Below are 26,098 nucleotides of genomic sequence, written 5' to 3'. Positions count from 1 at the left end.
GCGCGGGCGGCGGCGCTCAGGCGTCGACCTTCTCCATGATCTCGTCGGATACGTCGAAGTTGGCGAAGACGTTCTGCACGTCGTCGCTGTCCTCCAGGGCGTCGATCAGCTTGAAGATCTTCCTGGCGCCCTCCTCGTCCAGCTCGACCTGCATGGTCGGGACGAAGTTGGCCTCGGCGGAGTCGTAGTCGATGCCGGACTCCTGGAGCGAGGTGCGCACGGCGACCAGGTCGGACGCCTCGCTCAGCACCTCGAAGGTCTCGCCGAGGTCGTTGACCTCCTCGGCGCCCGCGTCGAGGACGGCGCCGAGGACGTCGTCCTCGCCCAGCTCGCCCTTGGGGACGATCACGACGCCCTTGCGGTTGAAGAGGTACGACACGGAGCCCGGGTCGGCCATGGAGCCGCCGTTGCGCGTCATGGCGACGCGGACGTCGGAGGCGGCGCGGTTGCGGTTGTCGGTGAGGCACTCGATCAGCACCGCGACGCCGTTGGGCCCGTAGCCCTCGTACATGATCGTCTCGTACTCGGCGCCGCCGGCTTCGAGTCCCGCGCCGCGCTTGACGGCCGAGTCGATGTTCTTGTTCGGAACCGACTGCTTCTTCGCCTTCTGGATGGCGTCGAAGAGCGTGGGGTTGCCCTCCACGTCGGCACCGCCCATCCGGGCCGCGACCTCGATGTTCTTGATCAGCTTCGCGAAGAGCTTGCCGCGCTTGGCGTCGATCACGGCCTTCTTGTGCTTCGTCGTGGCCCATTTAGAGTGGCCGGACATCTGCCTGTCTCCTTCGCGTAACCCATCTCTGCCTGAACGCCAGAGATCCTACAAGGACCCGCACTGGTGCCGGTCCTGCGCCGCCGGGTACGTCCGCTCACCCGGCCGCGCGGACCATGGCGGTGAAGCGGGCGTGCAGCCGGTGGTCGCCGGTCAGCTCGGGGTGGAAGGCGGTGGCCAGCGCGTTGCCCTGGCGGACCGCGACGATGTGCCCGTCGTGCTCGGCGAGCACGTCGGCCCCGGCGCCCACGGACTCCGCCCACGGCGCCCTGATGAAGACGCCGTGCACCGGCTCCGCGAGCCCCGCGACCCCGACGGCCGCCTCGAAGGACTCGTTCTGCCGTCCGAAGGCGTTGCGGCGCACGATCATGTCGATGCCGCCGACGGTCTGCTGACCCGAGCGCGGGTCGAGGATCTTGTCGGCGAGCAGGATCATGCCCGCGCAGGTGCCGTAGACGGGCATGCCCTCGCGCACCCGGGCGCGCAGCGGCTCCATCAGCCCGAAGAGCACGGCGAGCTTGGAGATGGTGGTGGACTCGCCGCCGGGCAGTACGAGGCCGTCCACGGCGGCCAGTTCCTCCGGGCGGCGCACCGCGGTGGCGCGCGCGCCGCAGGCGGTGAGCGCCGCCAGGTGCTCCCGGGTGTCGCCCTGGAGGGCGAGCACGCCGACGAGCGGTGCGGCGCCTGCGGGGGTGGTGCCTGTGGTCATGTCCGGGCGCCGCCTACCAGCCGCGGTCGGCGTAGTGCTCGGCGTCGGGGAGCGTGTCGATGTTGATGCCGACCATGGCCTCGCCGAGGTTGCGGGAGGCGTCCGCGACGGTCTTCGGGTCGTCGTGGAAGGTGGTGGCCCGCACGATCGCCGCGGCGCGCTTGGCCGGGTCGCCCGACTTGAAGATCCCGGAGCCGACGAAGACGCCCTCGGCGCCGAGCTGCCGCATCAGGGCGGCGTCCGCGGGGGTGGCGACACCGCCGGCGGAGAACAGCACGACGGGCAGCTTGCCGAGCGCGGCGACCTCCTTGACCAGTTCGTACGGGGCGCGCAGTTCCTTGGCCGCGGCGTACAGCTCGTGGTTGTCGAGGGAGCGCAGGCGCCCGATCTCGCCCTTGATCTGACGCAGGTGCCGCACCGCCTCGACGACGTTGCCCGTGCCCGCCTCGCCCTTGGAGCGGATCATGGCGGCGCCCTCGGCGATCCGGCGCAGCGCCTCGCCGAGGTTGGTGGCGCCGCAGACGAAGGGGGTGGTGAAGGCCCACTTGTCGGAGTGGTTGACCTCGTCGGCCGGGGTCAGCACCTCGGACTCGTCGATGTAGTCGACGCCGAGCGCCTGGAGCACCTGGGCCTCGACGAAGTGTCCGATACGGGACTTGGCCATCACCGGGATGGACACGGCGGAGATGATGCCCTCGATCATGTCCGGGTCGGACATCCGGGCCACGCCACCGTGCTTGCGGATGTCCGCGGGCACCCGCTCCAGCGCCATCACGGCCACGGCCCCCGCGTCCTCCGCGATCTTGGCCTGCTCCGGGGTGACCACGTCCATGATCACCCCACCCTTCAACTGCTCCGCCATGCCGCGCTTCACCCGGGCGGTCCCGGTGGCGGAACCCTCGACTGACGAACCGGACTCGGCTGCACTGGACATGCTCGACGCCTCTCTCATGACGTATCCACGGCCCTGGACACCCTGAGGAAACCCCCGGTACCGGTGAGGAGAAAAGGGCCAATGGTAAGAGGGTGGAACTTTTCGCAGCCCCGGGAGGCCCCCGGGGTTGCCCCCCCAACCTGCACTCCCGGCAGCCCGAGGTCCCGGGTCACCCCAAACCCGTACTCCCGATAGCCCGGGGGGGGTTCGTGCCTGCCTGTGGCACAGGGCGGCCTGCCTGTGGCACAGGGAAATCCCAACGCATGGCTGTTCGCAAGGCGCCTCGCAGGGCGAGTGAGCCGAAGGGCCCCGTCGGTGTCCCGGGTCGCCCGCGCGGAGCGCAGTGACGAAGGAACGGAGTGAGCACGGGTGGCCCGGGACACCGACTCAGCGGGCCCGGAGGCGAACGAGCCTTAAAAAAAGGGCGGCCCCTCATCATCCATTTCGAACATCAGCGGGAACTCCGCGTGCCCCGCCAGCCGGAACCACCGCACCTTGCGGTGCCTGCGCAGCGCCCTCGCCGCGCCGACGGCGTCGTTGTGGAAGCGGCGTGCCATCGGTACGCGCCGTACGGCCTGGGCGAGTTCGCCGACGGCGGCCTCGCCGCCCGGCGCTTCGCGTACGGCCGCGACCTGGGCGGTGCTGTCGAAGACGGCCCGCAGCGCCTGGCTGAGTTCGCTCTCGGCGACCTCGCGGCCCTCCTTGGGGGCCTGGCGTGCGGCGTGGGCGGCCTCGTAGAGCACGATCGAGGCGGCCGGGTCGAGGACGCCCGAGGTGGCCAGTTCCTGTGCCACCGAGGCGCGGCGCACCAGTTGGGCGTCGAGCGCGGCGCGGGTGGCGTCGATCCGGGTGTGGAGGCGGTCGAGGCGGCCCGCGGTCCAACTCAGGTAGAGGGCGACGGCGATGAGGACGACCGCGATCCAGATGAGGGTGAGGGTCACGCGGCCTCACTTTAAGGGGTGGGTGTGGCGCGGTGGGGTGGGCGCGGTGTCAGTCCCTGGCGAGGCCGAGTCTGGAGAGGAGGCCCCCTGGGCGGTCGTCGGCGGCGACGGACGAGGTGCCGTCGGTGACCGTCTCGTAGACGGCGAGGATGTCGGCGCCGACGGTGGACCAGTCGAAGCGCCGCACATGGGCGCTCCCGCGCCGGGTGAGTTCCGCGAGGCGTGCCGGGTCGCCGAGGAGGCGCAGCGCGGCGGCGGCGAGGGCGTCGGCGTCCTCGTTGGCGAAGAGTTCGCCGGCCGCTCCCTGGTCCAGGACCTGGGTGAAGGCGTCGAGGTCGGAGGCGAGTACGGGGGCGCCCGCCGACATGGCTTCCACGAGGATGATGCCGAAGCTCTCGCCGCCGGTGTTGGGTGCCACGTAGAGGTCGACGCTGCGCAGCAGCCGTGCCTTGTCCTCGTCGCTGACCATGCCGAGGAACTCGACGCGTGGGCGCATGTCGGCGGGCAGGCCGGCGACGGCTTCCTTCTCGTCGCCGCGGCCGGCGACGAGGAGCCGGGCGGCGGGGCGTTCCGCGAGGATCTTCGGCAGGGCGCGCATGAGCACGGGGAGTCCCTTGCGGGGCTCGTCGATGCGCCCTATGAACCCGATGGTGCCGCCGCGTTCCCGTTCCTGTGGCGGGGTCTGCCACTCGGGGCGTACCTCGGCGCGGGCGAAGAAGCCGACGTCGACGCCGTTGGGGATGACGACGGCGTCGCCGCCGAGGTGTTCGACGAGGGTGCGGCGGGCGTACTCGCTGACGGCGATGCGGGCGCTGATCTTCTCCAGGGCGTGCTGGAGGATCGGGTACGCGGCGATCATGGCGCGGGATCGCGGGTTGGACGTGTGGAAGGTGGCGATGATGGGGCCCTGCGCGGCCCAGCAGGTCAGCAGCCCCAGTGAGGGGGTGGTGGGTTCGTGGATGTGGACGACGTCGAAGGTGCCCTCGTGCAGCCAGCGCCGTACTCGCGCGGCGGACAGGAAGCCGAAGTTGAGGCGGGCGACGGAGCCGTTGTAGGGCACGGGCACGGCGCGTCCTGCGGAGACGGCGTAGTCGGGCAGGGGGGTGTCGTCGTCGGCGGGGGCGAGGACGGAGACGTGGTGGCCGCGGGCGATCAGGTTCTCGGCGAGGTCGCGTACGTGGAACTGGACGCCGCCGGGGACGTCCCAGGAGTAGGGGCAGACGATGCCGATCCTCACGTGGTGCCTCCGGCTTCGGGTGGCGCGGGTCGGCGTGCCGGGTCGAGGTCGGCGAGCCACAGGCGCTGGAGCATGTGCCAGTCCTCCGGGTGGTCGGCGATGCCGGTGGCGAAGGCGTCTGCCAGCGCCTGTGTCATGACAGACGTCTTTTCCGCGCGGTCGCCTGTGCGGGGGACCTCGATGGGGGGGTGTACGCGGCCCTGCATCACCGGTGAGTCGTCGTACCAGAGGGTGACGGGCAGCAGGAGCGCCCCGGTGCGCTGGGCGAGGAGCGCGGGGCCCGCGGGCATCCTGGCCTCCTCGCCGAAGAAGGTGACGCCGACGCCGGAGGCGGACAGGTCGCGGTCCGCGACGAGGCAGACGAGGCCGCCGTCGCGGAGTCTGCGTGCGAGTATGCCGAAGGCGGTGCCGCCGGTGTGCGGCAGGACCTCCATGCCGAGTCCCGCGCGGTAGGCGACGAAGCGGTCGTAGAGCGACTCCGGCTTGAGGCGTTCCATGACGGTGGTGAAGGGCACGCCGAGCCTGGTGGTGACCCAGGCGCCCGCGAGGTCCCAGTTGGCGAGGTGGGGCAGGGCGAGGATGACGCCACGGCCGGATTCGAGGCCGTCGGTGAGGTGGTGCAGGCCCGCGGGGTCGAAGCCGGTCCTGACGCGGTCCTCGCGCCAGGCGGGCAGCCTGAAGGACTCCATCCAGTAGCGCATGTACGAGCGCATGCCGGCCCTGGAGAGTTCGGTGAGGCGGCGCGGGCCGGCGTCGGGCACCACGCGCGCGAGGTTGCCCTCAAGGCGCAGGACGCCCTTGCCGCGGCGGCGCCACACGGTGTCGGCGATGGTGCGGCCGAGGCCGGCGGCGACGGGTTCCGGGAGGCGTTTCACGGTGCCCCAGCCGAGCCCGTAGAGGACGTCGGTGACCCGCTCGCCCACTCCCCCGCCGTCGGCGGCGGGGGCGTCTTTCCCGGCGGGCTTGGGCGCGCCCTGGGCCGCCTTGGGAGCCTCCGGAGCGGCCTCCTGAGTATCCGAGGCGGCCTTGGGAGGGCCCGGCACTGCCTCGGAGGCGCCCGGATCGGCCTCCGGAGCATCCGGGTCGGCCTTGCCGGCGCCAGGATCGCCCTGCTGCGGCCGCGGCTCCGGCTGCGGCGCAGACGGCGGCGCCCCGGGCGTGTCCCGCGCCGTGTCGGCGCCGGTGGCGGCCGCTGCCCGTTCCGTGGGCGCGTCGGGGGTCGGGTCCCCCGAGTGCTCCGGCTCGCTCACGAGGCGGCCCCGGTGCCCTGCGGGGAGGTCTCCGCCGCCGCCTCGGCCTCGGCGGCCTCCCTGCGGATCGTGACGACGCGCTGCACCAGGGTGACGAGGCTGCCCACGGCGACGATCCACAGCGCGATCGGCAGCAGCACCTGGATGCCGGGCACGCCGAACTTGTGCAGCCCGGAGAACCCGGCGGCGACCAGCGAGATCACCAGCCGCTCCGCGCGCTCCACCAGGCCGTTCACGGCGACGGGCAGCCCGATGGCCTCGCCGCGCGCCTTGGTGTAGGACACGACCTGGCCGCTGGCCAGGCAGAACAGGGTGACGGCGCAGAGCATGTTGTCGTCGCCGCGGCCCGCGTACCAGAGCGCGAGGCCGCCGAAGACGGCGCCGTCGGCGACCCGGTCGAGGGTGGAGTCGAGGAAGGCGCCCCAGCGGCTGGAGCGGCCGAGCTGGCGGGCCATGTTGCCGTCGACCAGGTCGGAGAAGACGAAGAGGGTGATGACGACGGTGCCCCAGAAGAACTCGCCCCGGGGGTAGAAGACCAGCGCGCCCGCCACCACGCCCGCCGTGCCCAGCAGCGTGACCGTGTCGGGGCTGACCCCGCGGCGGATGAGAAACGCGGCGAACGGTGTGAGGACACGCGTGAAAAACGCACGCGCGTACTTGTTCAGCATGGCCTTCCCGGGGGTTCGTGAGCCCTTAGGGCTGTTCCGCGGTCCCCGGCGGGCGCGCGACGCTCCCCCGGCCCTCGGCCGGGAGGTACCCCCAGCTACGGCACCTCGCCGCGTTGCCGCAACGCCCGCATACCAGCAGTATGCGGACGTTCCTCCGCCTTGCGATGCACCGCATCTGACGCCGCGCGCTGATCCGCCGTGGATCACGGGACAGCCCTTGGCGGCCCTTTCGCGGCCGCCGGATGGCCCATCGTAGCCACGGCCGCCGCCGGGCGGCCGACGGGCACCCGAGGCCGTCGGGTTCCCGTACGACGTATGGACGCAGCATGGCGCGAGTGCAAAGCTCGAAAGCGAACCGCGGGCGTCGCCGTAGCCGCCACGGAACGCGGCCCAGCGTGCCTGCGCCATCGAGAGCCACTCAGAACCCGAGTGCGACCGGGAGGCAGGGCATGGGCGACAAGACGCACACACAGTCCGGGGCCGCGGGCAGGGCGCGGACGGCCGACCACCCCGCGTCGGTACGCAACGTGGTACTGGTCGGCCACAGCGGTTCCGGCAAGACGACGCTGGTGGAGGCGCTCGCGCTGACGACGGGCGCGGTGAACAGGGCGGGGCGGGTCGAGGACGGCACCGCGCTCTCCGACTACGACGACATCGAGCACCGCCAGCACCGCTCGGTGCAGTTGTCCCTCGTCTCGCTCGGCTGGGACGACTGCAAGATCAACGTGTTGGACACCCCCGGCTACGCCGACTTCGTCGGGGATCTCAGGGCCGGTCTGCGCGCCGCGGACGCGGCCCTCTTCGTGGTCTCGGCGGCCGAGGGCGCGGAGGGCATCGCCGGGGCACCGCGTGCCGTCTGGGAGGAGTGCGCGGCGGTGGGCATGCCGCGCGCGATCGTGATCACGCATCTGGAGGCGGCGCGCGCGGACTTCGAGGAGATGACCCGGGTGTGCGCCGAGGCGTTCGGCGCGGACGACCCGGACGCGGTGCTCCCGCTGTACCTGCCACTGCGCGGCGAGCCGGCCTCGGACGGGCACGCCCCGGTGACGGGGCTCGTCGGGCTGCTCACCCAGCGTGTCTTCGACTACGCGTCCGGGGAGCGGGTGGAGCGGGCGCCGGACGAGGCGCGGCTGCCGCTCATCGAGCGCGCGCGGGCCAGGCTGATCGAGGGGATCATCTCGGAGAGCGAGGACGAGACCCTCATGGACCGCTATCTGGGCGGCGAGGAGATCGACGCGGGCACGCTGATCGGGGACCTGGAGAAGGCGGTGGCACGGGGTGCCTTCCATCCGGTGCTCGCCGCGGCGCCCGCCGCGGACGGCGCCCGGCAGGGCCTGGGCACCGTGGAGCTGCTCGAACTGGTCACGCGCGGCTTCCCCACCCCCCTCGAACATCCGCTGCCCGAGGTCACCACGGTCGCGGGCGGCGGCTGCGAGGCGCCGGTGTGCGACCCGGAGGGGCCGCTGGTCGCGGAGGTGGTGAAGACGGCATCCGACCCGTATGTGGGGCGGATCTCCCTGGTACGGGTGTTCTCGGGGACGCTGCGCCCGGACGACACGGTGCATGTGTCGGGGCACGGTCTGACGGACCGCGGCCACGAGGACCACGACCTCGACGAGCGGATCGGCGCGCTGTCGGCGCCGTTCGGCAAGCAGCAGCGCCCGCTGGACCGGTGTGTCGCGGGCGATCTGGCGTGTGTGGCGAAGCTGGGCCACGCGGAGACGGGCGACACCCTGTCCGGGCGGGACGCGCCGCTGCTGATGGCGCCCTGGGACATGCCGGAGCCGCTGCTGCCGCTGGCCATCGAGGCGCACAGCAAGGCCGACGAGGACCGGCTCTCGCAGGGCCTCGGCAGGCTGGTGGCCGAGGACCCGACGATGCGGCTCGAACAGAACCAGGACACCCATCAGGTGGTGCTCTGGTGCCTGGGCGAGGCGCACGCGGAGGTGGCGCTTGAGCGGCTGCGGGGGCGCTACGGCGTCGAGGTCGACCTGGTGCCGCACCGGGTGGCGCTGCGGGAGACGTTCGCGGCCGGCGCCGGCGGCCGGGGCCGCCATGTGAAGCAGTCGGGCGGGCACGGCCAGTTCGCGATCTGCGAGATCGAGGTGGAGCCGCTGCCGGGCGGCAGCGGTATCGAGTTCGTGGACAGGGTGGTGGGCGGCGCGGTGCCGCGGCAATTCATCCCCTCGGTGGAGAAGGGGATTCGGGCGCAGGCGGCGAAGGGCGTCGCGAGCGGGCACCCGCTGATCGACGTGCGGGTCACGCTGCTCGACGGCAAGGCGCACTCGGTGGACTCCTCGGACGCGGCGTTCCAGACGGCGGGCGCGCTGGCGCTGCGGGAGGCGGCAGCGGACGCGGTGATCCATCTGCTGGAGCCGGTGGCCGAGGTGCGGGTGCTGGTCGACGAGGCGTATGTGGGCACGGTGATGAGCGATCTGTCGGGGCGCCGCGGCCGGGTCGTCGGCACCGAGCAGACCCCGGACGGCAGGACGCTGGTACGGGCCGAGGTGCCGGAGATCGAGATCGGCAGGTACGCGGTGGACCTGCGCTCCCTCTCGCACGGCACCGCCCGTTTCACGCGCGCGTACGCGCGCCACGAGCCGATGCCGGTCCAGGTCGCCGAGCGGGTGCGGGAGCAGGAGGCGCAGACCGCCGGGGTCTGAGCCGCGTCGGGCGGGCGCGAGGGGGCGTGAACGGGTGCGCCTGTGCGCCGGGGGTGCCCGGCCGCTCCCCCTGACGGAACGTCGGCGCGCCGGATACGCTGAGGGCGTGATCAAGCCGATCACCTGATCAAAAGGTGTGGCGGGCACGGCGGCCGGGAATGCCGGGTCGGCGGACTCAGAGGCGATGGGGGCGGGCAGTGACGGACGGTTTCGACTTCGGTCCCGGGGCGCAGGTGCCGCTCACCGGCGCCGCGGGACAGACCGCGGCCACCCAGGCCCTGGCGTCGGCGGCGTACCGCGACGGGCCCGTCGAGAAGATCCTCGACGCGGACAACGAGTGGCACCAGTCCAAGGTGTCGGCGGGCCGTATCGGCCTGTTCCGGCCGGATCTCGGCGAGGCGTTCTCGCGCGCGGTGCAGGTGCGGATGCTCGGCGGCGGCCGGGCCCCGCTGATCCAGTCCTTCGGGATGGAGCCGCAGGTGGTCGTCGAGCACTGCCTCGCGGCCAACCGCATCCGCAAGGAGCGCGACACCAGGCTGACCGCGGTGATGGTGCTGTGCGGCGTGCTGTTCCTGCCGGGGCTGCTCGCCTGGCTGCTGGTGTTCCAACTGCGCAGGCTGGTGGCGAAGGCGTCGGGCCGGCGCTCCTCCGCGCTGGCGACGGCGCTGCTCGTCGGCTTCGGGGTCTTCGCCGCACTGATCCTGTGGAAGCTGCCGATACACGGCTTCTGGGGCTGGTACGGGCGGCTGTGCGCGGTGCTCCCCGTGCTGGGGTGGTGGCTCGCGAAGCAGCTCTGCGAGCGCACGGCACGCGATCTGCGGGACCGCTGGAGCGGGCTGGTCTCGGGCTCGGGGGTCGCCGCGAAGATCCCGGAGGCGGTGCCGACGAACCCCGGTGAGGGCGCGGCGGAGGCGCTGCGGGTGAGCCTGGCGCGGCTGAGCGCGGAGCAGCAGTCCAACTCGGTGTTCTACGCGGGCCGCAAGGGCATCCTGGGCATGGGCACCCGCTGGGGGAGCTGGCAGCTCGCCGAGGACCTGATCCCCGCGGAGCCGGGCACGGAGATCAATCCGTTCCGCAGTTGGGACGTGATACGCGCGATCCACGACCAGTTGCGGATGCTGGAGCGCGGCCCGCTGCACACCGGCGGCTTCCCGAAGCCGTCGATACGGCACTGGATCGTGAGCCATGTCGGCGAGGGCGCGGGCAGCGTCTCCAGGCCCTCGGGCACGGAGGTGGAGGCGTACCAGATCAAGGGCCACGAGGTGCAGCGGATCTGCAACGAGCAGCAGTTCGGCAAGGGCGACAGGCACTACCTCGGGGTGCAGTTCGTGCTCTGGGACGGCGATCTGGTGATCACGATGATGATCACAGTGACGGTGCTGCACGAGACGCTGCGGATCGAGGTCACGGGGCACGCGCTCGGCCCGGTGCACGGACTCTTCAAGGGCGGCCCGTCGGCGAAGACGAAGACGGTCGCGAAGCCGGTGCGGTTCTGGGAGACCACCACGCGCAACCTGGCGCTGGTGGAGCCTGACGAGGTGGTACGGGTGGCGGTGCGGGCCCCCTTCACCTGGTATCCGCCGCTGCTCGACTTTCTGGGCGGCAAGTTGTCGCTGCCGGAGCCGTTCGGACTGCGGCACGCCTGGGCGGACCAGCCCTGGGGCCACCGGTTCATGGCGGACGACGCGCTGCGCACCGCGACGCCGGTGCTGCGGGTGGTGCACAACGCCGCGATCCGGGTACTTGCGGAGAACGGCGTGGACGTCGACAAGTTCGGCAGCCGCTCGGGCGCGCTCAGCGGCCAGGTACAGGACCCGTCGCCCGGCAAGGCCGACACCTACGACGCCTGAGCGGCCCCGGGGCGCCGCGGCGGCGCGTGGTGCGGTGGCGAGCGCCGACGCTCACCGGGCTTCCGCCCACCCGCGTCCCGGCCACCGGGCCGCGGCTCACTCGTCGGCGGCGGGCCTCGGCCAGGCGTCGGCGAGCATCTTGCGGGTGTCGCCCAGCAACTCGGGCAGTACCCGGGTGCGGCCCACGATCGGCATGAAGTTGGTGTCGCCGCCCCAGCGGGGCACGATGTGCTGGTGCAGATGGGCGGCGATGCCGGCGCCCGCGGTGGCGCCCTGGTTCATGCCGATGTTGAAGCCGTGCGCCCCCGACGCCAGCCGGAGCGCGGTCATCGCCTGCTTGGTCAGCTCGGCAAGCTCCGCGGTCTCCTCGCCCGTCAGCTCCGTGTAGTCGGCGACGTGCCGGTAGGGCACCACCATCAGATGGCCGCCGTTGTACGGGTACAGGTTCAGCACCGCGTAGACGGCCGCGCCGCGGCTGACGACGAGGCCGTCCTCGTCGGACTTGGCGGGGATGGAGCAGAACGGGCAGGTGTCTCCGGCCTCGGCACCGACGGGCTTGTTCTCGCCCTGGATGTAGGCCATGCGGTGCGGTGTCCACAGCCGCCCGAATCCGTCCGGCTCTCCGACCGGCTCGATACGCCCCGCCTCACTCGTCATGCGGTAAGCATAGGCGCCCGTGGAGCCCGCGGAGGGCGGCGGGGCGCCCCTCGCCCCACCGCCCCGCCGCGGGCGCCCGGCTCAGACCTGGACGCGGCGCTCCGCGAGGTCGGTGAGCTTCGCCAGGGCCTCGTCACGGGGAATCCCGTTCTCCTGGGAGCCGTCCCGGTAGCGGAAGGAGACGGTGCCCGCGGCCATGTCGTCGTCGCCGACGATGACCATGACGGGGACCTTGCCGCGCTGCGCGTTGCGGATCTTCTTCTGCATGCGGTCGGACGAGGAGTCGACCTCGGCGCGCAGGCCCCTGCGGGCCGCCTCGGCGGCGAACTCCTCCAGGTAGGGCACATGCGCGTCGCCGACCGGGATGCCGACGAGCTGCACGGGCGCGAGCCAGAGCGGGAACGCGCCCGCGTAGTGTTCGAGCAGGACGCCGAAGAACCGCTCGATGCTGCCGAACAGCGCCCGGTGGATCATGACGGGCTGCTGCTTGGAGCCGTCGGCCGCGGTGTACTCAAGGCCGAAGCGCTCGGGCTGGTTGAAGTCGATCTGGATCGTCGACATCTGCCAGGAGCGCCCGATGGCGTCCTTCGCCTGCACGGAGATCTTCGGCCCGTAGTACGCGGCGCCGCCCGGGTCGGGCACGAGCGGCAGGCCCTGCTTGTCGGCGGCCTGCCGCAGCGCCTCGGTGCCCTGCTCCCACGCCTCGTCGCTGCCGATGAACTTGTCCGACTCCGGGTCCCTGGTGGAGAGTTCCAGCTCGAACTCGGTGAGGCCGTAGTCCCTGAGCAGGTCGAGGACGAAGGTCAGCAGCGAGTCAAGCTCGTCGGCGACCTGCTCGCGGGCGCAGTAGATGTGCGAGTCGTCCTGGGTGAAGCCGCGTGAGCGGGTGAGGCCGTGCACCACGCCGGACTTCTCGTAGCGGTAGACGGTGCCGAACTCGAAGAGCCGCAGCGGCAGTTCACGGTAGGAGCGACCGCGGGCCCTGAAGATCAGGTTGTGCATCGGGCAGTTCATCGCCTTGAGGCGGTAGTTCTGCTCGTCGAAGCTCAGGGGCGGGAACATGCCCTCGTCATAGTGCGGCAGGTGCCCGGAGATCTCGAAGAGCCGCTCCTTGGCGATGTGCGGGGTGTTGACGAACTCGTAGTTCGCGAGGCGGTGGCGCTCGCGGGAGTACGCCTCCATCTCCTTGCGCACCACGCCGCCCTTGGGGTGGAACACGGCGAGTCCGGGGCCGAGTTCCTCGGGGAAGGAGAACAGGTCGAGTTCCGCGCCGAGCTTGCGGTGGTCGCGGCGCTCGGCCTCGGCGAGGTGGTCGAGGTGGGCCTTCAGCTCCTCCTTGGTCGGCCACGCGGTGCCGTAGATCCGCTGGAGCTGGGGGTTCTTCTCGCTGCCGCGCCAGTAGGCGGCGGCCGAGCGCATCAGCTTGAACGCGGGGATGGCGCGGGTGGTCGGCAGATGGGGGCCGCGGCAGAGGTCCTTCCAGCGCAGCTCGCCGCTCTTGGCGTCGAGGTTGTCGTAGATGGTCAGCTCGGCGCCGCCGACCTCCGCGTCCGCGCCCTCGGCGGCCCGGGCGGCGCCGCCGCCCTTGAGGCCGATCAGCTCCAGCTTGTAGGGCTCGTCGGCGAGTTCGACGCGGGCGTCCTCGTCGGTGGTGTGCCGGCGGGAGAAGCGCTGGCCGCTCTTCTGGATCTCCTGCATCTTCTTCTCGATGCGCTTGAGGTCCTCGGGGGTGAAGGGCTCGGCGACGTCGAAGTCGTAGTAGAAGCCGTCCCTGATGGGCGGTCCGATGCCGAGCTTGGCCTCCGGGTAGAGCTGCTGGACGGCCTGGGCCATGACGTGGGCGGTGGAGTGGCGCAGGATGTTCAGCCCGTCGGGGGACGAGATCTCCACGGGCTCGACGCACGCGCCGTCGTCAGGACGGCAGGAGAGGTCCCGCAGCTCCCCGTCCACCCGGGCGGCGATGACGGCGCGCTCGCCGGGGAAGAGGTCGGCGGCCGTAGTGCCCGTCGTCACCACGCGCTCTTCCCGCTCGGAATCGCGTTGGATGATCACACGGACATCGGACACCGGTTTCTCCTGTCTGAGGCACTCGTGCCGCGCTGCGCGGCAGGCAGGAATCGTACCGAGGCGGGACGCCCGCGCGCGAAGCGGTTACCCCCGCCCCGGGGGCGGCCGCCGCGCGTTCCCCCGGCCCCGAGTGCCGCCCCGCGCCCCCCGGCGCGTCGGATGCGGGGTGCGCGGGCCGGGTAGGAAGGCGCGGGTGGGGGCGGGGCGGTGCCGGAGGGTGTCCGGGGGGAGCGGGGTTTCGATGGTGTGCTGGTTCGACGGGCCGCTGGCCGCGTTCGCGGTGCGGGCGACGGGGTGTGACGCGGAGCGCGACCGCATCGTGTCGGCGGCGGTGGTGGCACAGCGGGAGCCAGGGGCGCCACTGGCGGTGCGGCGCTGGCTGGTGAGTCCCGGGGTGCCGGTGCCCGAGGGGGCGGCTCCCGCGGGGCTCACGGGGGAGCAGGTGCTGCGGCGCGGCCGCTGGCCCGCGCCGGTGGTGGAGGAGGTGGCGGCGCGGCTGGCGGAGCTGGGCGCGTCGGGGCGTCCGCTCGCGGTGCTCGACGCGCCGTTCGGGCTGACGCTGCTCGACCGTGAGACCCGCAGGCACCGGGCCTCGCCGCTCGCGGCGTATCTGGCGGGCGCGCCGCTGTACGTGCTCGACCCGCTGCTGCTCGACCGGCATCTCGACCGGCCGCGCAAGGGGCGGCGGGCCGCGCCGGCGCTCTGGCCGCTCTACGGTGTGCGGCCGCCCGCGCGGAGCGCGGCGGGCGAGGCGCGGGCCGCCCTCGATCTGGTACGGGCGGTGGGGCGGAGGTTCGCGGGGCGTCTCGCGCGTCTTGAGCCGCCCGAGCTGCACGCGCTGCAACGGGGCTGGTGCGGGGAGCGGGCGGCGCGCCCGTGGTTCGCGCTGCCGGGCGCGGGGCGCGCGGCGGAGCCGGTCTGGCCGCTGCGGCCGGTGCTGCCCGCGGCGGTGTGAGCCGGAGCGGACCGGGCCCGGTGTCGGGCCGGGGGCGTCGAGTCGGGCCGGAAAACGGTGAGGGCGGCCCGGTCGCGCATGCTGCGCGGACACGGACCGCCCTCGTCCCGGTGGGCGATACTGGGTTCGAACCAGTGACCTCTTCGGTGTGAACGAAGCGCTCTCCCACTGAGCTAATCGCCCGGGAACGCACCGAACAATACAGGTCGTGGGCCCCGCTCTCCAAACCGGTTGCGCGGCAAGGCGATCAGTGGGGCGCCGGGCGGCTCCCGTCGGTCAGCAGGGCGATGAGTCCGCGCCGCCCGGCCCGCATCATCAGGGCGTGGTTCAGCCGGAAGACGGGGCGGCAGGGCACCGCGAGCCGCCGCATCAGCGGCTTGCGCACCTCGACGTCCTGGTCGTAGACGGCGCGTGTGACCCCGGGCGCGGCCGCGGCGACGCGCCAGCGGGCCCAGCCGTCGAGGTCGCCACGCATACGGATTTGGAGGATTCCCGTGCCGGGTTCGTTCCGCTCCTCGTGCGCGGTGACCACGAGGTCGTACGGCAGCAGGGAGCGGAAGCGGGCGCTGCCCGAGGTGCCGTCGCGGGTGGCGACCTCGCGCACCTGGGGCCACCAGGCCGGGTAAGCCCGGATGTCGGAGAGCACGGCGAACACGGTGTGCGGCGGGGCGGGCAGGGTCCAGACGCTGTGGAAGCGGTAGCGGCTCCAGTCCATGGCGCCAGTGTGGCGGCGCGCGGCGGCCCGGGCCATCACCCGGAGGGTGCGCGGCCGGTTTGCACCGCACGGGTACCGCCCCGTCCGCCGCCGCCCCGGATTCCGGGGCCGAATTCCCGCGCAATACACGGTTATTCGTGCCGCACATGGCTGGGCCGCAGAATGCGGGGAAGCGGCGCCTGAATTAACGTGACGGGAAAACCGGCCGCGCTCTTTTCGGGTGCGCGGCGCCATCTGAGGGTGCGTCAGTTTCAGGTGCCAAGGACGCTGCCGCACTTCAGGGGAAAAACGGAATGAGACCGGCCGGACTGGTCCGCAGGACACCGGCAAACGGGGTTCGCCGCAAACGAAAGCGGTCCGCGGGCCCCGAGGGGCCTGCGGACCGCGGTTCCTGGTGGGCGATACTGGGTTCGAACCAGTGACCTCTTCGGTGTGAACGAAGCGCTCTCCCACTGAGCCAATCGCCCGGGTGCGGCAGCAGGTTACCGCATGTCAGGCACCGGCCGCGACCGCGGGCGGCCGCCGCGGTCACTGGTCGGCGTTCCAGGGCATCCGCAGCCCGAACCGGTTCACGTAGAGCGCGACGAGGGCCGCGACGACCACGAGCCCGATCGCGGTGAGGACGGTGTTGCGGCGGCGCACCCGGGGGTCGAGGGCGCGCTGGGCGGCCTCGGTGACCTTGCGTTTGGTCCAGCGCAGCACGAGCTGGGCCCAGACGAACTCGGTGGCCCACAGCGCCATGCCGGCGAAGATCACCAGCCATCCCGGGCCGGGCAGCGGCAGCAGCACGACGCCGCCCGCGACCACCGCGAGGCCGGCCATGAACACCCCGACCTGCCAGCTCAGATGCAGGGCGCGGCGGGACCTGACGAACGCGGGCGCCCGGGAGCCGAGGCGCGGCTCGCGTGCGGCGGCCGCCCGGCTCTCCTCGGAGGCGGTGGCGCCGGAACGCTTTTCGTCACTCCCCGTATTCATACGACGAAACCCTACCCGACGTAATCCGGTCACCAGAATGGACCCACCGACAACAAAATGCTCCGCCGTCCGAGCTACCTAAAGGCACTCAAAACCGCCCGGGGGGTTTACAAGGGCACCGTAGGTGGCATGTCGATTTCGCCGACGTGCGAATCCCCGAGCGCACACTGAGCGAAAGGCCATGGCGCTTATGAACACCACGGTCAGCTGCGAGCTGCACCTGCGCCTCGTTGTGTCGAGCGAGTCCTCACTGCCCGTTCCCGCAGGACTGCGGTATGACACGGCCGATCCCTATGCCGTGCACGCCACCTTTCACACCGGAGCCGAGGAGACCGTCGAGTGGGTCTTCGCCCGCGATCTCCTCGCCGAGGGGCTGCACCGCCCCACGGGCACCGGTGACGTCCGTGTCTGGCCGTCCCGCAGCCACGGCCAGGGCGTCGTCTGTATCGCCCTCAGCTCCCCCGAGGGCGAAGCCCTGCTTGAGGCCCCGGCGCGGGCCCTGGAGTCCTTCCTGAAGCGTACGGACGCCGCCGTGCCGCCCGGCACGGAGCACCGGCACTTCGACCTCGATACGGAACTCTCACACATCCTGGCGGAGAGCTAGCGCCAGGAGCCCGCCCGCACCGTCCGACTCGGGGAGACGGTGCGGGAGCCGCACAAGGGGCGCGGCGGCCGGGTACCGCCCACACGGGCGGGCTCCGGCCGGTGTGTCCCGGGCGGTGGCGCGGTCCCCCCGCGCCGCCGGTCACCCGCCGTCACGGCGGGAGCATGAGGGGCCCGGCGGCCCCGTGCGCACGGCACGTCCGTGCGTGCGGGGCCGCCGGGCCCCTCTGGGCGTTCCGCGCCCGGATCGTACGGGTCCGTCGCCACAGCGCCCGAAAAGTGCCCTACGGGGCCTCACCCCGGGGGCCGCGGCGGAGGTAGGGTCGGCGCCCCGACACAGGAGGCAGTCGTGCTGATCACCCATGACACCAGGGCCGCCCTGGACGCGGTGCTCGACCTGGTGAACTCGGCGCCGCACGAGGGCACCGATGAGGGGCTGCGTTCCGTCGACGATCTGCGGGCCTTCGTCGCGGCGCACCAGATCAGCGACGTCGGGGCGCTGTGCGCCGCGGACCTGGGCGGGGTGCGCCGGGTGCGGGACAGGTTCGTGGAGGCGTTCGCGGCGCCGGACGCGGGCACGGCGGCCCGGGTGATCAACGACCTGGTGGCGGCGGCGGGGACCACGCCACGGCTGACGGACCACGACGGCTACGACTGGCATGTGCACTACTTCACGCCGGGGGCTTCGCTGGCCGACCACCTGGCGGCGGACGGCGGGATGACGCTGGGGCACTTCGTGGTGGCGGGCGAGCGCGAGCGGCTGCGCCGGTGCGCGGCGCCGGACTGCGGGCACGCCTTCGCGGACCTGTCGAGGAACCGCTCGCGGAGGTACTGCGACAGCCGTACGTGCGGCAATCGGCTGCATGTGGCGGCGTACCGGGCCAGACGCAGGGAATCGGCCACGGCCGAGGGGTGAGCGGCCGCCACGCTCCGCGGGGCGTGGCGGCCGGTGCCGACGAGGGGGTTCCTGGAGGTCAGAGCAGTAACAGATCGTGCAGCGATGCCAGGAGCAACAGTGTGCCGACGACGGTGAGGAAGATCATCAGGGGCGGCTGCGAGAGGGCGAAAAGACAGCCCTTCCGCTCTTCCACCGGGGGTGCGGTCGGCGCGGCGGCCTGGGCGGCGGCCGGTTCGGCGGCGGCGTGCCGTTCCTCGGATTCCGGGACGGCGGCGCGTTGTTGTGTGTCGAGCATCTCGCGCCGATCATGGCGCAGAGTCGATGGTGCTCAGCACCAACACGCGTAAAAACGCGGGGTAGCTGGACAAAGTTCGTGGGCTTTCGCTACCCTGCGCCCGATTTTTCCCGGGGCAGTTTTCGGCGGCACGGTCCGGGGGTGGCCACGCCCCGCGGTCAGATGCCGTGCTTCTTCAGGATCGCCTCGATGTCGCTGAAGTCCTCGCCCGAGGACGCCGCGGTCTGGGGCTCGCGCTTCTTGGACTCGGAGCGCGGCGCCTGGCGGGAGGGGCTCAGCGCGGGGGGCGCGGCCGGGGTGCCCGCGTCGGGAGCGACCGCCTCGCGCTTCGCCGCCTTGGCCGCGGCGCGACGCTCCTTGCGGCTGCCGCCGTGCCGGCGCTCGTAGAAGCGGGTGGCCATGAACAGCAGCCAGGCCACGCCGAGCACCCCGAAGCCCGCCCACGCCTCGAAGCTGAACGCCTTGTCGGCGATCCACTGGACCACGCCGGTCATCACGAGGCCGACGGGGACGAGCGCGTACGCGGCGATACGGGTGGCCGCGAAGAAGCGCTTGCGATAGGCGGTGACGGCGGCGATGCCCAGCCCTGCCGCGGACACGGCGGCACAGACGGTCTCGGCAAGCATCCGGTCCTCCAGGCTGGACAGGGGTGAAGACAAACGGTTCCCCTCCATCCTGCACCGAACCGCCGCCTCGGGGCCACGGCCCCGGCCGACCTCAGGGACATCTCGGGGTCCCGGCTCCTCCTCAGGGCCAAGGCGCCCCTCCCTCCCCGGTACACCCGGCCGCCGCGTCCCCGTCGCGTCCGGCGGCCGCGCCACGGCGCCGGTCGGCCACGCGGGTGAACGGCTGGAAGACTGTCGCCATGAACGAATCCGTCCCGCCGCCGTCGCCCGCCGCGTCGTCCTCGCCCGCGCCCTCCCCCTCGGGGCCACCGGCCCCGGTCCTCGACGTCTGGTGCGATCTCGAGTGCCCCGACTGCCGCTCGGCCCTCGGCGACCTGCGGGCGCTGCGCGAGCGCTACGGGGACCGCCTCGACATCAGGCTGCGGCACTTCCCGCTGGACAAGCACCCGCACGCGTTCGCCGCGGCCCAGGCCGCCGAGGAGGCCGCCGCGCAGGGGCGCGGCAGGCCCTATGCAGAGGCCGTGCTCGCCAGGGTCGCCGACCTCGGCCGCGCGGGCGAGGGGCTGCTGGTCGAGATCGCGGGGGAACTCGGCCTCGACGCCGAGGAGTTCGACACGGCACTGATCGACGGGCGGCACATCCTGGCGGTCGACGCGGACGTCGCCGAGGGCAAGGCCATCGGGGTGCGCGGCACTCCGACGTATGTCATCGGGGGCACCCGCCTCGACGGCGGGCAGGGCCAGCGGGGGCTGCGGGAGCGTATCGAGGAGATCGCGGACCGGCTGCTCGCCGGGGCCTGACGGCGCCCGGGGGCCGCACCGGGCGCGGCCCCTCAGCCGAGCGGCTTCAGCAGGTGGTGCTCGACGGGCCGGTACCCCAGTTGCTCGTAGAGCCGCATCGCCGGGGTGTTGTGTGCGAACACGTTCAGCATGATCTCCGTGCAGCCGAGCGCGGCCACCTCGGCCTCGGCCACACGCATCAGAGTCCTGCCGTGGCCGCGGCCCCGGTACTCCGGCTCGACCAGCACGTTCAGCACGAAGCCGCCCAGGGGCCTGCGGGTGACCCAGACCGTGCCGACCGGGCGGCCCTCGTGCTCCAGCACCCTGATGACCTGGTCGGGGGTGGCGAGACCTTCGGGCAGCGCCGCCGCGTACTCGCGCCCTGCCCGCGCCCCGGCCTCGTCCTCGGACAGGCCCTGCCCGACCCAGGTGTCCTGGTACCGCCGCCGCCCCGCCTCGTACCACCGCGGGTACTCGGCGGCGGTCAGCGGCCTCGCCTTGCTGCCCGCGGGCAGCGCGGGGGCGGGTTCCGCCAGCGCCTTGCGCAGGGAGCGGTTGCGCTCGGTGTAGCCCAGGGCCTCGCCAAGACGTACGGCGGCCGGGGAGTCGGCGGGCACCGACGCCTCAAGCCGGGTGCAGCCCCAGCCGCGCGCGACCTCCTCTGCGGCGAGCGCGGCGACGGTGCCGCGGCCGCGGCCGCGGTCCGGCTCCTCGATGAAGATCTTCTCCAGCCACGCCACCGAGGGGCCGAAGTCGGGATGGGTGGCGAGCTGGACGCTGCCCACGGGGCGGCCGTTGACACACACCTCGTAGTGGCGGGAGAGGTCGCCGCCCGCGCCGCGCTGGAGCGGCACCGTGGGCCGCAGGGTCGTGGTCATCGACAGAGTTCTACCCCGGGGCACCGCCTGGCGGCCATGCCCCCGCCCACACCGGCGGGGACCCGCCCGCGCGCGTGCCCGCCGCGGCGGCACACCACGCGCGGGCACACGCCCGTCACGGGTCCATGTCGTCCGCGGCGCGTTCGGCGAACACCCGCATGGCCTTCGCGGTCACGGGGCCGGGGGCGCCCGGCAGTTCGCGCCCGTCGAGGCGGTCGATCGCCTGGACGTCCCGCATGGACGACGTCAGGAAGACCTCGTCGGCGCGCTCCAGCACGTCGAACGGCAGGTCGGTCTCGGTGGCGCCGACCCATTCGAGCACCAGCGCCCTGGTGATGCCCGCCAGGCAGCCGGAGTCCAGCGGCGGGGTGCGCAGTTCGCCGTCGAGGACCACGAAGACGTTGGACCCGGTGCCCTCGCAGAGCCGGTCCCCGGTGTTGGCGAACAGGGCCTCGGTGGCGCCGTGCTCCTTGGCGCGGGCGAGCGCGATCACGTTCTCCGCGTACGAGGTGGTCTTCAGGCCGGCGAGCGCGCCACGCTCGTTGCGGGTCCAGGGCACGGTGACCGCGGCGGAGACCGGGCGCGCGGGGGACGCCGGGTGGGCCGCGACGACCAGCGTGGGGGCGCCTTCGGCGCGGTGTGAGCCGAGCGGCCCGATGCCGCCGGTGAAGGTGATGCGCACCAGGTGCAGCGGCGCGGGCTCGTCGGCGAGCACCGCGTCGACGGCGGCGCGGATCTCGTCGCGGTCGGGCGCGGGCAGCCCGAGGCCGCGCGCGGAGCGTGCGAGCCGGTCCAGGTGGCGGGTCAGCGCGAAGGGCCGCCCGTCGACCGCCTTCAGCGACTCGAAGACCCCGTCGCCCACGATCAGCCCGTGGTCGAGTGCGGGCACCCGCGCGCTCCCGGTCTCCCGCAGCGCGCCGTCCAGCCAGATCCTCACCGTTCGCCCTCCACCTGTCGCGGTTCTGTGCGCGGGAAACGCGGGAAACGCGGAAACCACAGCCCGCCCAGGACCGGAGACCGGCCCCCGGGCGCGCCCCGCCCACCACAGCCTTCCCGTTCACCATTGTCCATCACCCCCGTGACGGCGGCCCGGAGCCGCCCGGTGTCGGAGGGGAGCGCGTGGGCACCGGGCCGAGGCGGACCGCGCGGGCGGGGCGTTCCTGCGGCGGACCGCGGGGCCCGGGCCAGCACGCTGCTGAAACCCTTTTTTGTGCTGGCCCGGGAATCCGCTAAAGTTCCCCTCATCGCCGGGACGCGCTTGCGAAGCGAAACGGTATGCGGACGTAGCTCAGTTGGTAGAGCGCAACCTTGCCAAGGTTGAGGTCGCGAGTTCGAGCCTCGTCGTCCGCTCGACAGTGGGGGTGCACGCCAGGCCCCACACTCCGGGGTGGAGTGGCCGAGAGGCGAGGCAACGGCCTGCAAAGCCGTCTACACGGGTTCGAATCCCGTCTCCACCTCCAAGGACGATTAGCTCAGCGGGAGAGCGCTTCCCTGACACGGAAGAGGTCACTGGTTCAATCCCAGTATCGTCCACTGAAATCCCTGGTCACAGCGGATTTCCCCGCGCGATTAGCTCAGCGGGAGAGCGCTTCCCTGACACGGAAGAGGTCACTGGTTCAATCCCAGTATCGCGCACCGCACCGCCCCCTTGCCGGGGCGGCGAGGACGATTAGCTCAGCGGGAGAGCGCTTCCCTGACACGGAAGAGGTCACTGGTTCAATCCCAGTATCGCGCACCGCACCGCCCCCTTGCCGGGGCGGCGAGGACGATTAGCTCAGCGGGAGAGCGCTTCCCTGACACGGAAGAGGTCACTGGTTCAATCCCAGTATCGTCCACGGCAGTGAGGGCGACGTGGGTCCGCGAAGCACGCGGAGGCACGTCGCCCTTGTCGTGCGTGGTGTCACTCGCGTCGGCGCTCGCCGGGCGGATCACGGCACGCACCGGGCCGCGGGCGCGGATGGCGACGGGGTTCGTGCCCGGCGGCCCCGCAGGGCCCCCGCGACGGCCGTGCTCGCCGTACGAATGCGGCTCTCCCCCGGCGCCCCGGGCCCCGGCGGGCCGCGCCCGCACCGCCCGCGGCGGGGGCCGGGAGACCCCCGCCGTACGCCTCGTAGAAGGGCGTGATCAGGAGGAGAAGAGCATGTGCGCGAAGCTCTTGTGGTGGTGGCCGTGGTGCCCGTAGTGACCGCCGTGGCCACCGTGTCCCGCGCCCCAGGCCGGGCCCGCCGGGTAGCCGCCCGCCGGGTAGCCGGCCGGCGGTGGAGGCGGCGGCGCGGGCTGGGACCACTGGGACTCGATCCTGCTCAGGGTCTCCAGCTCCCCGTAGTCGAGGAATATCCCGCGGCAGCCGCTGCACTGCTCGATCTGCACCCCGTTGCGGTTGTACGTGTGCATGGGCGCATGGCACTTGGGACACTGCATGTCGCCTCAACTCCTCACCGGTCGCGATGACTTCGCCGGGACACGGCGTGCCCCGGCTGACTGAACCCTACGTGGCCGCGGAGTGCCGGGGGCCCGAGTACGGGTCTCCCGGGGCGGCCACCGCCGCCGAGGCCATCCGGCCGCACGCCTCGGCGACCGCGCGCTCCGCCTCGTCGAGCGGGCGGCCGGCCTCGTGTGCCTTGGTGAGGGCGCGCGCCGCGGTCTGCACCGCCAGGGCGCGCGCCGGTACGTCCAGGTGGGGCCAGGGGTCGCCGTCGGCGGGCACCGCGGGGCCGCCCGCCGCACGGTAGGCGCGGAGGAACCGGTCCCACTCGGCGGGCCCGAGCAGCCCGCAGCCGTACCAGGCGGCGGGCCTCGCCAGGTCCCATGCGGGCTCGCCGAGGCCGAGGTCGTCCACGTCGATGAGCCGCCACGGTCCTTCGGGCGCCGGGTGCCGCACGAGTTGGCCGAGGTGGAGGTCGCCGTGGCACAGCGCGCGCCGCGGCGCGGGCGCCTCTCCGCGGGCCCACGGGGGCAGCGCCTCCCAGGCCGCGAGCACGTCGGCGCTCGCCTCACGGGGCCCGGCGGCCCGCAGCAGGGCGACGGCGCGGGCCGCCTTCGCGGGGCCGCGCATCGGGGGCGGTGGTCCCGGCAGCCGTGCGGTGTCGACCCGGTGCAGCAGCGCGAGCAGCCGGCCCGCGGCCTCCCACGGCGCGCGCTCCGGCGCGTCGGGGTCGACGGGCGCCCCGAAGGGCCAGAGGGTGACGTGGCGTCCGGCCGCGGCGCGCGGGGTGTCCTCCAGGGGCGCGAGCAGTGTCCCGCGCAGCGCCGGGTCGGCCGCCACCCGTACCCGGAGGGCGAGTTCACGCTCCCCCGTGTCCGCCGCGTGCGCCTTGGCGACGGTGTCGCCGTGCCGCAGCACATACGCCTCGCCGCGCCCCACGAGCACCGACTCACCCGCCGGGCAGCGGCACGTGGCGCCGCCCGGGTGCGCCAGGGCGCCGACCGTCGCGCGTACCCCCTCGGCGACCTCCGCGACGTCCACCCAACTCCCCCAGCGTCGTACGGCCAACGGACCCGAAGCCTAGGGCAGGCGGCGGGTATGGGCAGGGCACGGGCACGGGCCGACGTATGCGTGCACGTGGGGCCGCGGAGAGGGGCCAGGAACGCGGCAACGCTCGCGCAGCTCCCCAGCTGCGCGAGCGTCTGTGTCGTCCGCCTACCCCCGTCCCCACGGGGTTTCCAGGCCGGGATGTCCCCACCCGGGCCGCTCTCCCGGGTCAGGGGCGCCGCTCAGCGCCCCAGCATCACGCCCACGGACGACGCCTGGGCGACCACCGCGTCCCAGCCGCCGAACACGACCGCGAGCAGGGCCGCGAGGGGCAGGACCATCGCCACCGCCACCAGGGGGTGGCGGTTGCCGGACCGGCGGGCCCGCGGCGCGAAACGCGCCGCCCGCCCCTTGGTGCGGATCATCGTCCGCGGTGCCGTGTCCGCCATGGTCCCTCTCCCGCTCGTGTCCTCGCGCTGCCGTCGTGCCGGGCGGCGGCCGCCGTGTGGCCGCGTCACCTCGGGGTGCCGCCGCCCGCCATGCGTCCTTGCCGCAGCGGCGGGTGGCTGACCTCGGGGGACGAGTGCTGCACCCGCCGCTTGCCCTCAAACGTAGGCGGCGGGGCCGCTCCGGCACGTCATGCCCTCGTACCGATTGCCTGGCCTCCCGGAGGATGACCATCGCGCGGACGTGTACTCCGCTGGGTGGAGAGTGCGGACCATGTCTCGGGGTCTACCCGGAGGGGGCGTGCGCGTCGGCCGCGGGACGGCGGGCGCGGGGCCGGGGTGACGGTCGCCAAGGCGGTCCCCACGTGGGCGGGGGTGGTCCCGTAAGCTGTCGCTCGTCAGACGTACCGGGCAGCGGGGATGGACATGGCGATGATGCGGCTCCGACGCGAGGACCCGCGAGTCGTCGGCTCCTTCCGGCTGCACCGGCGGCTCGGCGCCGGCGGCATGGGCGTCGTCTATCTCGGCTCCGACAAGCGGGGCCAGCGGGTCGCGTTGAAGGTGATCAGGCCGGACCTGGCGGAGGACCAGGAGTTCAGGTCGCGCTTCGCGCGCGAGGTGTCGGCGGCCCGCCGTATCCGCGGCGGCTGTACGGCGCGTCTTGTGGCGGCCGATCTGGAGGCCGACAGGCCCTGGTTCGCGACGCAGTACGTGCCGGGGCCCTCGCTGCACGACAGGGTCGCGGAGGAGGGCCCGCTGAGCGCGGCCGAGGTGGCGGCGGTGGGCGCGGCGCTCTCCGAGGGCCTGGTGGCGGTGCACGAGGCGGGTGTGGTGCACCGCGACCTGAAGCCGTCGAACATCCTGCTGTCGCCGAAGGGCCCCAGGATCATCGACTTCGGGATCGCCTGGGCGACAGGCGCGAGCACCCTCACGCACGTCGGCACCGCGGTGGGCTCCCCCGGGTTCCTCGCGCCCGAGCAGGTGCGGGGCGCGGCGGTCACCCCGGCGACCGACGTGTTCGCGCTCGGCGCCACCCTCGCCTACGCGGCCACCGCGGACTCGCCCTTCGGGCACGGCAGTTCCGAGGTGATGCTCTACCGGGTGGTGCACGAGGAGGCCCACCTCGGCGGGGTGCCCGACGCGCTGGCGCCGCTGGTGAGCGCCTGCCTCGCCAAGGACCCGGAGGAACGTCCCAGCACGCTTCAGCTCTCGCTGCGGTTGAAGGAGATCGCGGCGCGGGAGGCGCAGGGGATCTCGGAGGCGCGCCCGCCCGCGCAGCGCGGCGAGCCCGACCGGCCGACGGGGCGGCTCGCGGAGGAGTACGCGCAGCAGCGCACCCAGCGCCGCCCCGGCGGTGCCGGTACTCCCCCGCCCCGGCACCAGGGGGGCGGCCGCCCGCGGCTCCAGCCGGGCCCCTCGCACCCGGGCGGCCAGGGCAAGTCCCGGCCGCAGGGCCGTGAGCAGCGGCGCCCGGCCTCGCGCGGCGGCTCGGGCACGGGGCGTCCGGCGCCGCGGCCGACGGGCGCCGGGCGCGGGCCCGCCAATCCGCGGCTGCTGCGGCAGCGGCTGATCGTGTTCGTGGTGGTGACGCTGCTGGTGGCGCTGGGCATCGCGGCGGCCCAGGGCTGCCAGGGCCCGGCGGACGGGCTCGGCCCGCTGCCGGGCGGGACCCACAGCTCGGCGCCGTCCGGGGCCGCGGGCGGCTGAGGGC

The 26,098-nt window shown here is 73.3% G+C and carries 25 protein-coding genes and 8 tRNA genes; 13 read left to right on the top strand and 20 right to left on the bottom strand.

Annotated features, from left to right (window positions below; genetic code table 11):
- Nucleotides 1–16: 16 nt before the first annotated feature.
- The 7 genes from ACIBIW_RS29675 to pgsA all read right to left on the bottom strand — a co-directional run bounded on the left by ACIBIW_RS29675 (nt 17) and on the right by pgsA (nt 6,508).
- Nucleotides 17–769, bottom strand: a complete 753-nt coding sequence (locus ACIBIW_RS29675; RefSeq protein ID WP_399340386.1) for a YebC/PmpR family DNA-binding transcriptional regulator — start codon at nt 767–769, stop codon at nt 17–19.
- Between the two features lie 97 nt (nt 770–866).
- Nucleotides 867–1,478: a pyridoxal 5'-phosphate synthase glutaminase subunit PdxT gene (gene pdxT, locus ACIBIW_RS29670; protein ID WP_399340383.1), complete on the bottom strand. Its 612-nt coding sequence runs from the start codon at nt 1,476–1,478 to the stop codon at nt 867–869.
- Between the two features lie 13 nt (nt 1,479–1,491).
- Entirely contained in the window at nt 1,492–2,412 is a 921-nt protein-coding gene (gene pdxS / locus ACIBIW_RS29665) for a pyridoxal 5'-phosphate synthase lyase subunit PdxS (RefSeq protein WP_399340381.1), read from the bottom strand.
- Nucleotides 2,413–2,825: 413 nt separating this feature from the next.
- Entirely contained in the window at nt 2,826–3,353 is a 528-nt protein-coding gene (locus tag ACIBIW_RS29660; RefSeq protein ID WP_399340380.1) for a hypothetical protein, read from the bottom strand.
- Between the two features lie 49 nt (nt 3,354–3,402).
- Nucleotides 3,403–4,590: a glycosyltransferase family 4 protein gene (locus ACIBIW_RS29655; RefSeq protein WP_399340378.1), complete on the bottom strand. Its 1,188-nt coding sequence runs from the start codon at nt 4,588–4,590 to the stop codon at nt 3,403–3,405.
- Entirely contained in the window at nt 4,587–5,513 is a 927-nt protein-coding gene (locus ACIBIW_RS29650; protein ID WP_399340604.1) for a phosphatidylinositol mannoside acyltransferase, read from the bottom strand. Before ACIBIW_RS29650 ends, ACIBIW_RS29655 begins: the two co-directional genes overlap by 4 nt.
- Nucleotides 5,514–5,836: 323 nt before the next feature.
- Nucleotides 5,837–6,508: a phosphatidylinositol phosphate synthase gene (gene pgsA / locus ACIBIW_RS29645; protein WP_399340376.1), complete on the bottom strand. Its 672-nt coding sequence runs from the start codon at nt 6,506–6,508 to the stop codon at nt 5,837–5,839.
- A gap of 449 nt (nt 6,509–6,957) precedes the next feature.
- Between pgsA and ACIBIW_RS29640 the strand changes: the two genes are divergently transcribed.
- Together ACIBIW_RS29640 and ACIBIW_RS29635 are read left to right on the top strand one after the other, a co-directional pair.
- A complete protein-coding gene (locus tag ACIBIW_RS29640) occupies nt 6,958–9,171 on the top strand; it encodes an elongation factor G-like protein EF-G2 (protein ID WP_399340375.1) in 2,214 nt (737 codons plus the stop codon).
- 158 nt (nt 9,172–9,329) lie between these two features.
- On the top strand, nt 9,330–11,021 hold the full coding sequence (locus tag ACIBIW_RS29635) for a hypothetical protein (RefSeq protein ID WP_399340373.1): 1,692 nt from the start codon (nt 9,330–9,332) through the stop codon (nt 11,019–11,021).
- A gap of 96 nt (nt 11,022–11,117) precedes the next feature.
- Here ACIBIW_RS29635 and ACIBIW_RS29630 read toward each other — a convergent pair whose 3' ends face one another.
- Together ACIBIW_RS29630 and thrS are read right to left on the bottom strand one after the other, a co-directional pair.
- A complete protein-coding gene (locus ACIBIW_RS29630; protein WP_399340371.1) occupies nt 11,118–11,678 on the bottom strand; it encodes an HIT family protein in 561 nt (186 codons plus the stop codon).
- An 81-nt stretch (nt 11,679–11,759) separates the two neighbouring features.
- The gene (gene thrS, locus ACIBIW_RS29625) at nt 11,760–13,745 is read right to left on the bottom strand and encodes a threonine--tRNA ligase (protein WP_399340369.1); all 1,986 of its coding nucleotides are present in this window, start codon (nt 13,743–13,745) and stop codon (nt 11,760–11,762) included.
- Nucleotides 13,746–13,986: 241 nt separating this feature from the next.
- On the opposite strand from thrS, the gene ACIBIW_RS29620 reads away from it, so the two are divergent.
- Nucleotides 13,987–14,700 (top strand): 3'-5' exonuclease, encoded by a 714-nt coding sequence (locus ACIBIW_RS29620; RefSeq protein ID WP_399340367.1) that lies wholly within the window; start codon nt 13,987–13,989, stop codon nt 14,698–14,700.
- A gap of 111 nt (nt 14,701–14,811) precedes the next feature.
- Here the strand turns inward: ACIBIW_RS29620 and ACIBIW_RS29615 are convergent.
- From ACIBIW_RS29615 to ACIBIW_RS29600, 4 genes are all read right to left on the bottom strand, one after another.
- Nucleotides 14,812–14,883 (bottom strand) — tRNA-Val (locus ACIBIW_RS29615).
- 64 nt (nt 14,884–14,947) lie between these two features.
- Entirely contained in the window at nt 14,948–15,415 is a 468-nt protein-coding gene (locus ACIBIW_RS29610; protein ID WP_399340365.1) for an SRPBCC family protein, read from the bottom strand.
- A gap of 392 nt (nt 15,416–15,807) precedes the next feature.
- A tRNA-Val gene (locus tag ACIBIW_RS29605) sits at nt 15,808–15,882 on the bottom strand.
- A 61-nt stretch (nt 15,883–15,943) separates the two neighbouring features.
- Nucleotides 15,944–16,390, bottom strand: coding sequence for a TIGR02611 family protein (locus tag ACIBIW_RS29600; protein WP_399340363.1), 447 nt, complete (start codon nt 16,388–16,390; stop codon nt 15,944–15,946).
- A 190-nt stretch (nt 16,391–16,580) separates the two neighbouring features.
- Between ACIBIW_RS29600 and ACIBIW_RS29595 the strand changes: the two genes are divergently transcribed.
- Together ACIBIW_RS29595 and ACIBIW_RS29590 are read left to right on the top strand one after the other, a co-directional pair.
- Nucleotides 16,581–16,994 carry an SsgA family sporulation/cell division regulator gene (locus ACIBIW_RS29595; protein WP_003959770.1) on the top strand — a complete coding sequence of 138 codons (414 nt, stop codon included), beginning with the start codon at nt 16,581–16,583 and terminating at the stop codon, nt 16,992–16,994.
- A gap of 348 nt (nt 16,995–17,342) precedes the next feature.
- Nucleotides 17,343–17,909: a CGNR zinc finger domain-containing protein gene (locus tag ACIBIW_RS29590; protein ID WP_399340361.1), complete on the top strand. Its 567-nt coding sequence runs from the start codon at nt 17,343–17,345 to the stop codon at nt 17,907–17,909.
- Between the two features lie 58 nt (nt 17,910–17,967).
- Here ACIBIW_RS29590 and ACIBIW_RS29585 read toward each other — a convergent pair whose 3' ends face one another.
- Both ACIBIW_RS29585 and ACIBIW_RS29580 read right to left on the bottom strand, forming a co-directional pair.
- Nucleotides 17,968–18,186, bottom strand: coding sequence for a hypothetical protein (locus ACIBIW_RS29585; protein ID WP_399340622.1), 219 nt, complete (start codon nt 18,184–18,186; stop codon nt 17,968–17,970).
- Between the two features lie 158 nt (nt 18,187–18,344).
- Nucleotides 18,345–18,812: a hypothetical protein gene (locus tag ACIBIW_RS29580; RefSeq protein ID WP_399340602.1), complete on the bottom strand. Its 468-nt coding sequence runs from the start codon at nt 18,810–18,812 to the stop codon at nt 18,345–18,347.
- 239 nt (nt 18,813–19,051) lie between these two features.
- On the opposite strand from ACIBIW_RS29580, the gene ACIBIW_RS29575 reads away from it, so the two are divergent.
- A complete protein-coding gene (locus tag ACIBIW_RS29575) occupies nt 19,052–19,612 on the top strand; it encodes a DsbA family protein (protein ID WP_399340359.1) in 561 nt (186 codons plus the stop codon).
- Between the two features lie 32 nt (nt 19,613–19,644).
- On the opposite strand, the gene ACIBIW_RS29570 is transcribed toward ACIBIW_RS29575, so the two are convergent.
- Nucleotides 19,645–20,469, bottom strand: a complete 825-nt coding sequence (locus tag ACIBIW_RS29570) for a GNAT family N-acetyltransferase (protein ID WP_399340357.1) — start codon at nt 20,467–20,469, stop codon at nt 19,645–19,647.
- A 115-nt stretch (nt 20,470–20,584) separates the two neighbouring features.
- Nucleotides 20,585–21,406: an aminotransferase class IV gene (locus ACIBIW_RS29565; protein WP_399340355.1), complete on the bottom strand. Its 822-nt coding sequence runs from the start codon at nt 21,404–21,406 to the stop codon at nt 20,585–20,587.
- Nucleotides 21,407–21,746: 340 nt separating this feature from the next.
- On the opposite strand from ACIBIW_RS29565, the gene ACIBIW_RS29560 reads away from it, so the two are divergent.
- The 6 genes from ACIBIW_RS29560 to ACIBIW_RS29535 all read left to right on the top strand — a co-directional run bounded on the left by ACIBIW_RS29560 (nt 21,747) and on the right by ACIBIW_RS29535 (nt 22,304).
- Nucleotides 21,747–21,819: transfer RNA gene (locus ACIBIW_RS29560), tRNA-Gly, on the top strand.
- 36 nt (nt 21,820–21,855) lie between these two features.
- Nucleotides 21,856–21,929 (top strand) — tRNA-Cys (locus ACIBIW_RS29555).
- Nucleotide 21,930: 1 nt separating this feature from the next.
- A tRNA-Val gene (locus ACIBIW_RS29550) sits at nt 21,931–22,002 on the top strand.
- Between the two features lie 30 nt (nt 22,003–22,032).
- Nucleotides 22,033–22,104, top strand: a tRNA-Val gene (locus tag ACIBIW_RS29545).
- A 24-nt stretch (nt 22,105–22,128) separates the two neighbouring features.
- A tRNA-Val gene (locus ACIBIW_RS29540) sits at nt 22,129–22,204 on the top strand.
- Nucleotides 22,205–22,232: 28 nt separating this feature from the next.
- Nucleotides 22,233–22,304 (top strand) — tRNA-Val (locus ACIBIW_RS29535).
- Nucleotides 22,305–22,593: 289 nt separating this feature from the next.
- On the opposite strand, the gene ACIBIW_RS29530 is transcribed toward ACIBIW_RS29535, so the two are convergent.
- The 3 genes from ACIBIW_RS29530 to ACIBIW_RS29520 form a co-directional block, all read right to left on the bottom strand.
- A complete protein-coding gene (locus ACIBIW_RS29530) occupies nt 22,594–22,890 on the bottom strand; it encodes a zf-TFIIB domain-containing protein (protein ID WP_399340353.1) in 297 nt (98 codons plus the stop codon).
- 67 nt (nt 22,891–22,957) lie between these two features.
- Complete coding sequence (locus tag ACIBIW_RS29525) at nt 22,958–23,935, bottom strand: phosphotransferase family protein (protein WP_399340351.1); 978 nt, start codon at nt 23,933–23,935, stop codon at nt 22,958–22,960.
- A gap of 248 nt (nt 23,936–24,183) precedes the next feature.
- Nucleotides 24,184–24,390 (bottom strand): hypothetical protein, encoded by a 207-nt coding sequence (locus ACIBIW_RS29520; protein ID WP_399340349.1) that lies wholly within the window; start codon nt 24,388–24,390, stop codon nt 24,184–24,186.
- Nucleotides 24,391–24,807: 417 nt separating this feature from the next.
- Here ACIBIW_RS29520 and ACIBIW_RS29515 point away from each other — a divergent pair, with 417 nt between their 5' ends.
- Entirely contained in the window at nt 24,808–26,094 is a 1,287-nt protein-coding gene (locus ACIBIW_RS29515; protein ID WP_399340346.1) for a protein kinase, read from the top strand.
- Nucleotides 26,095–26,098 lie beyond the last annotated feature (4 nt).

The sequence above is a fragment of the Streptomyces sp. NPDC050560 genome (genome assembly GCF_044457285.1).
Taxonomy (GTDB): domain Bacteria; phylum Actinomycetota; class Actinomycetes; order Streptomycetales; family Streptomycetaceae; genus Streptomyces.
This window is presented reverse-complemented; position numbering and strand designations above follow the sequence as displayed.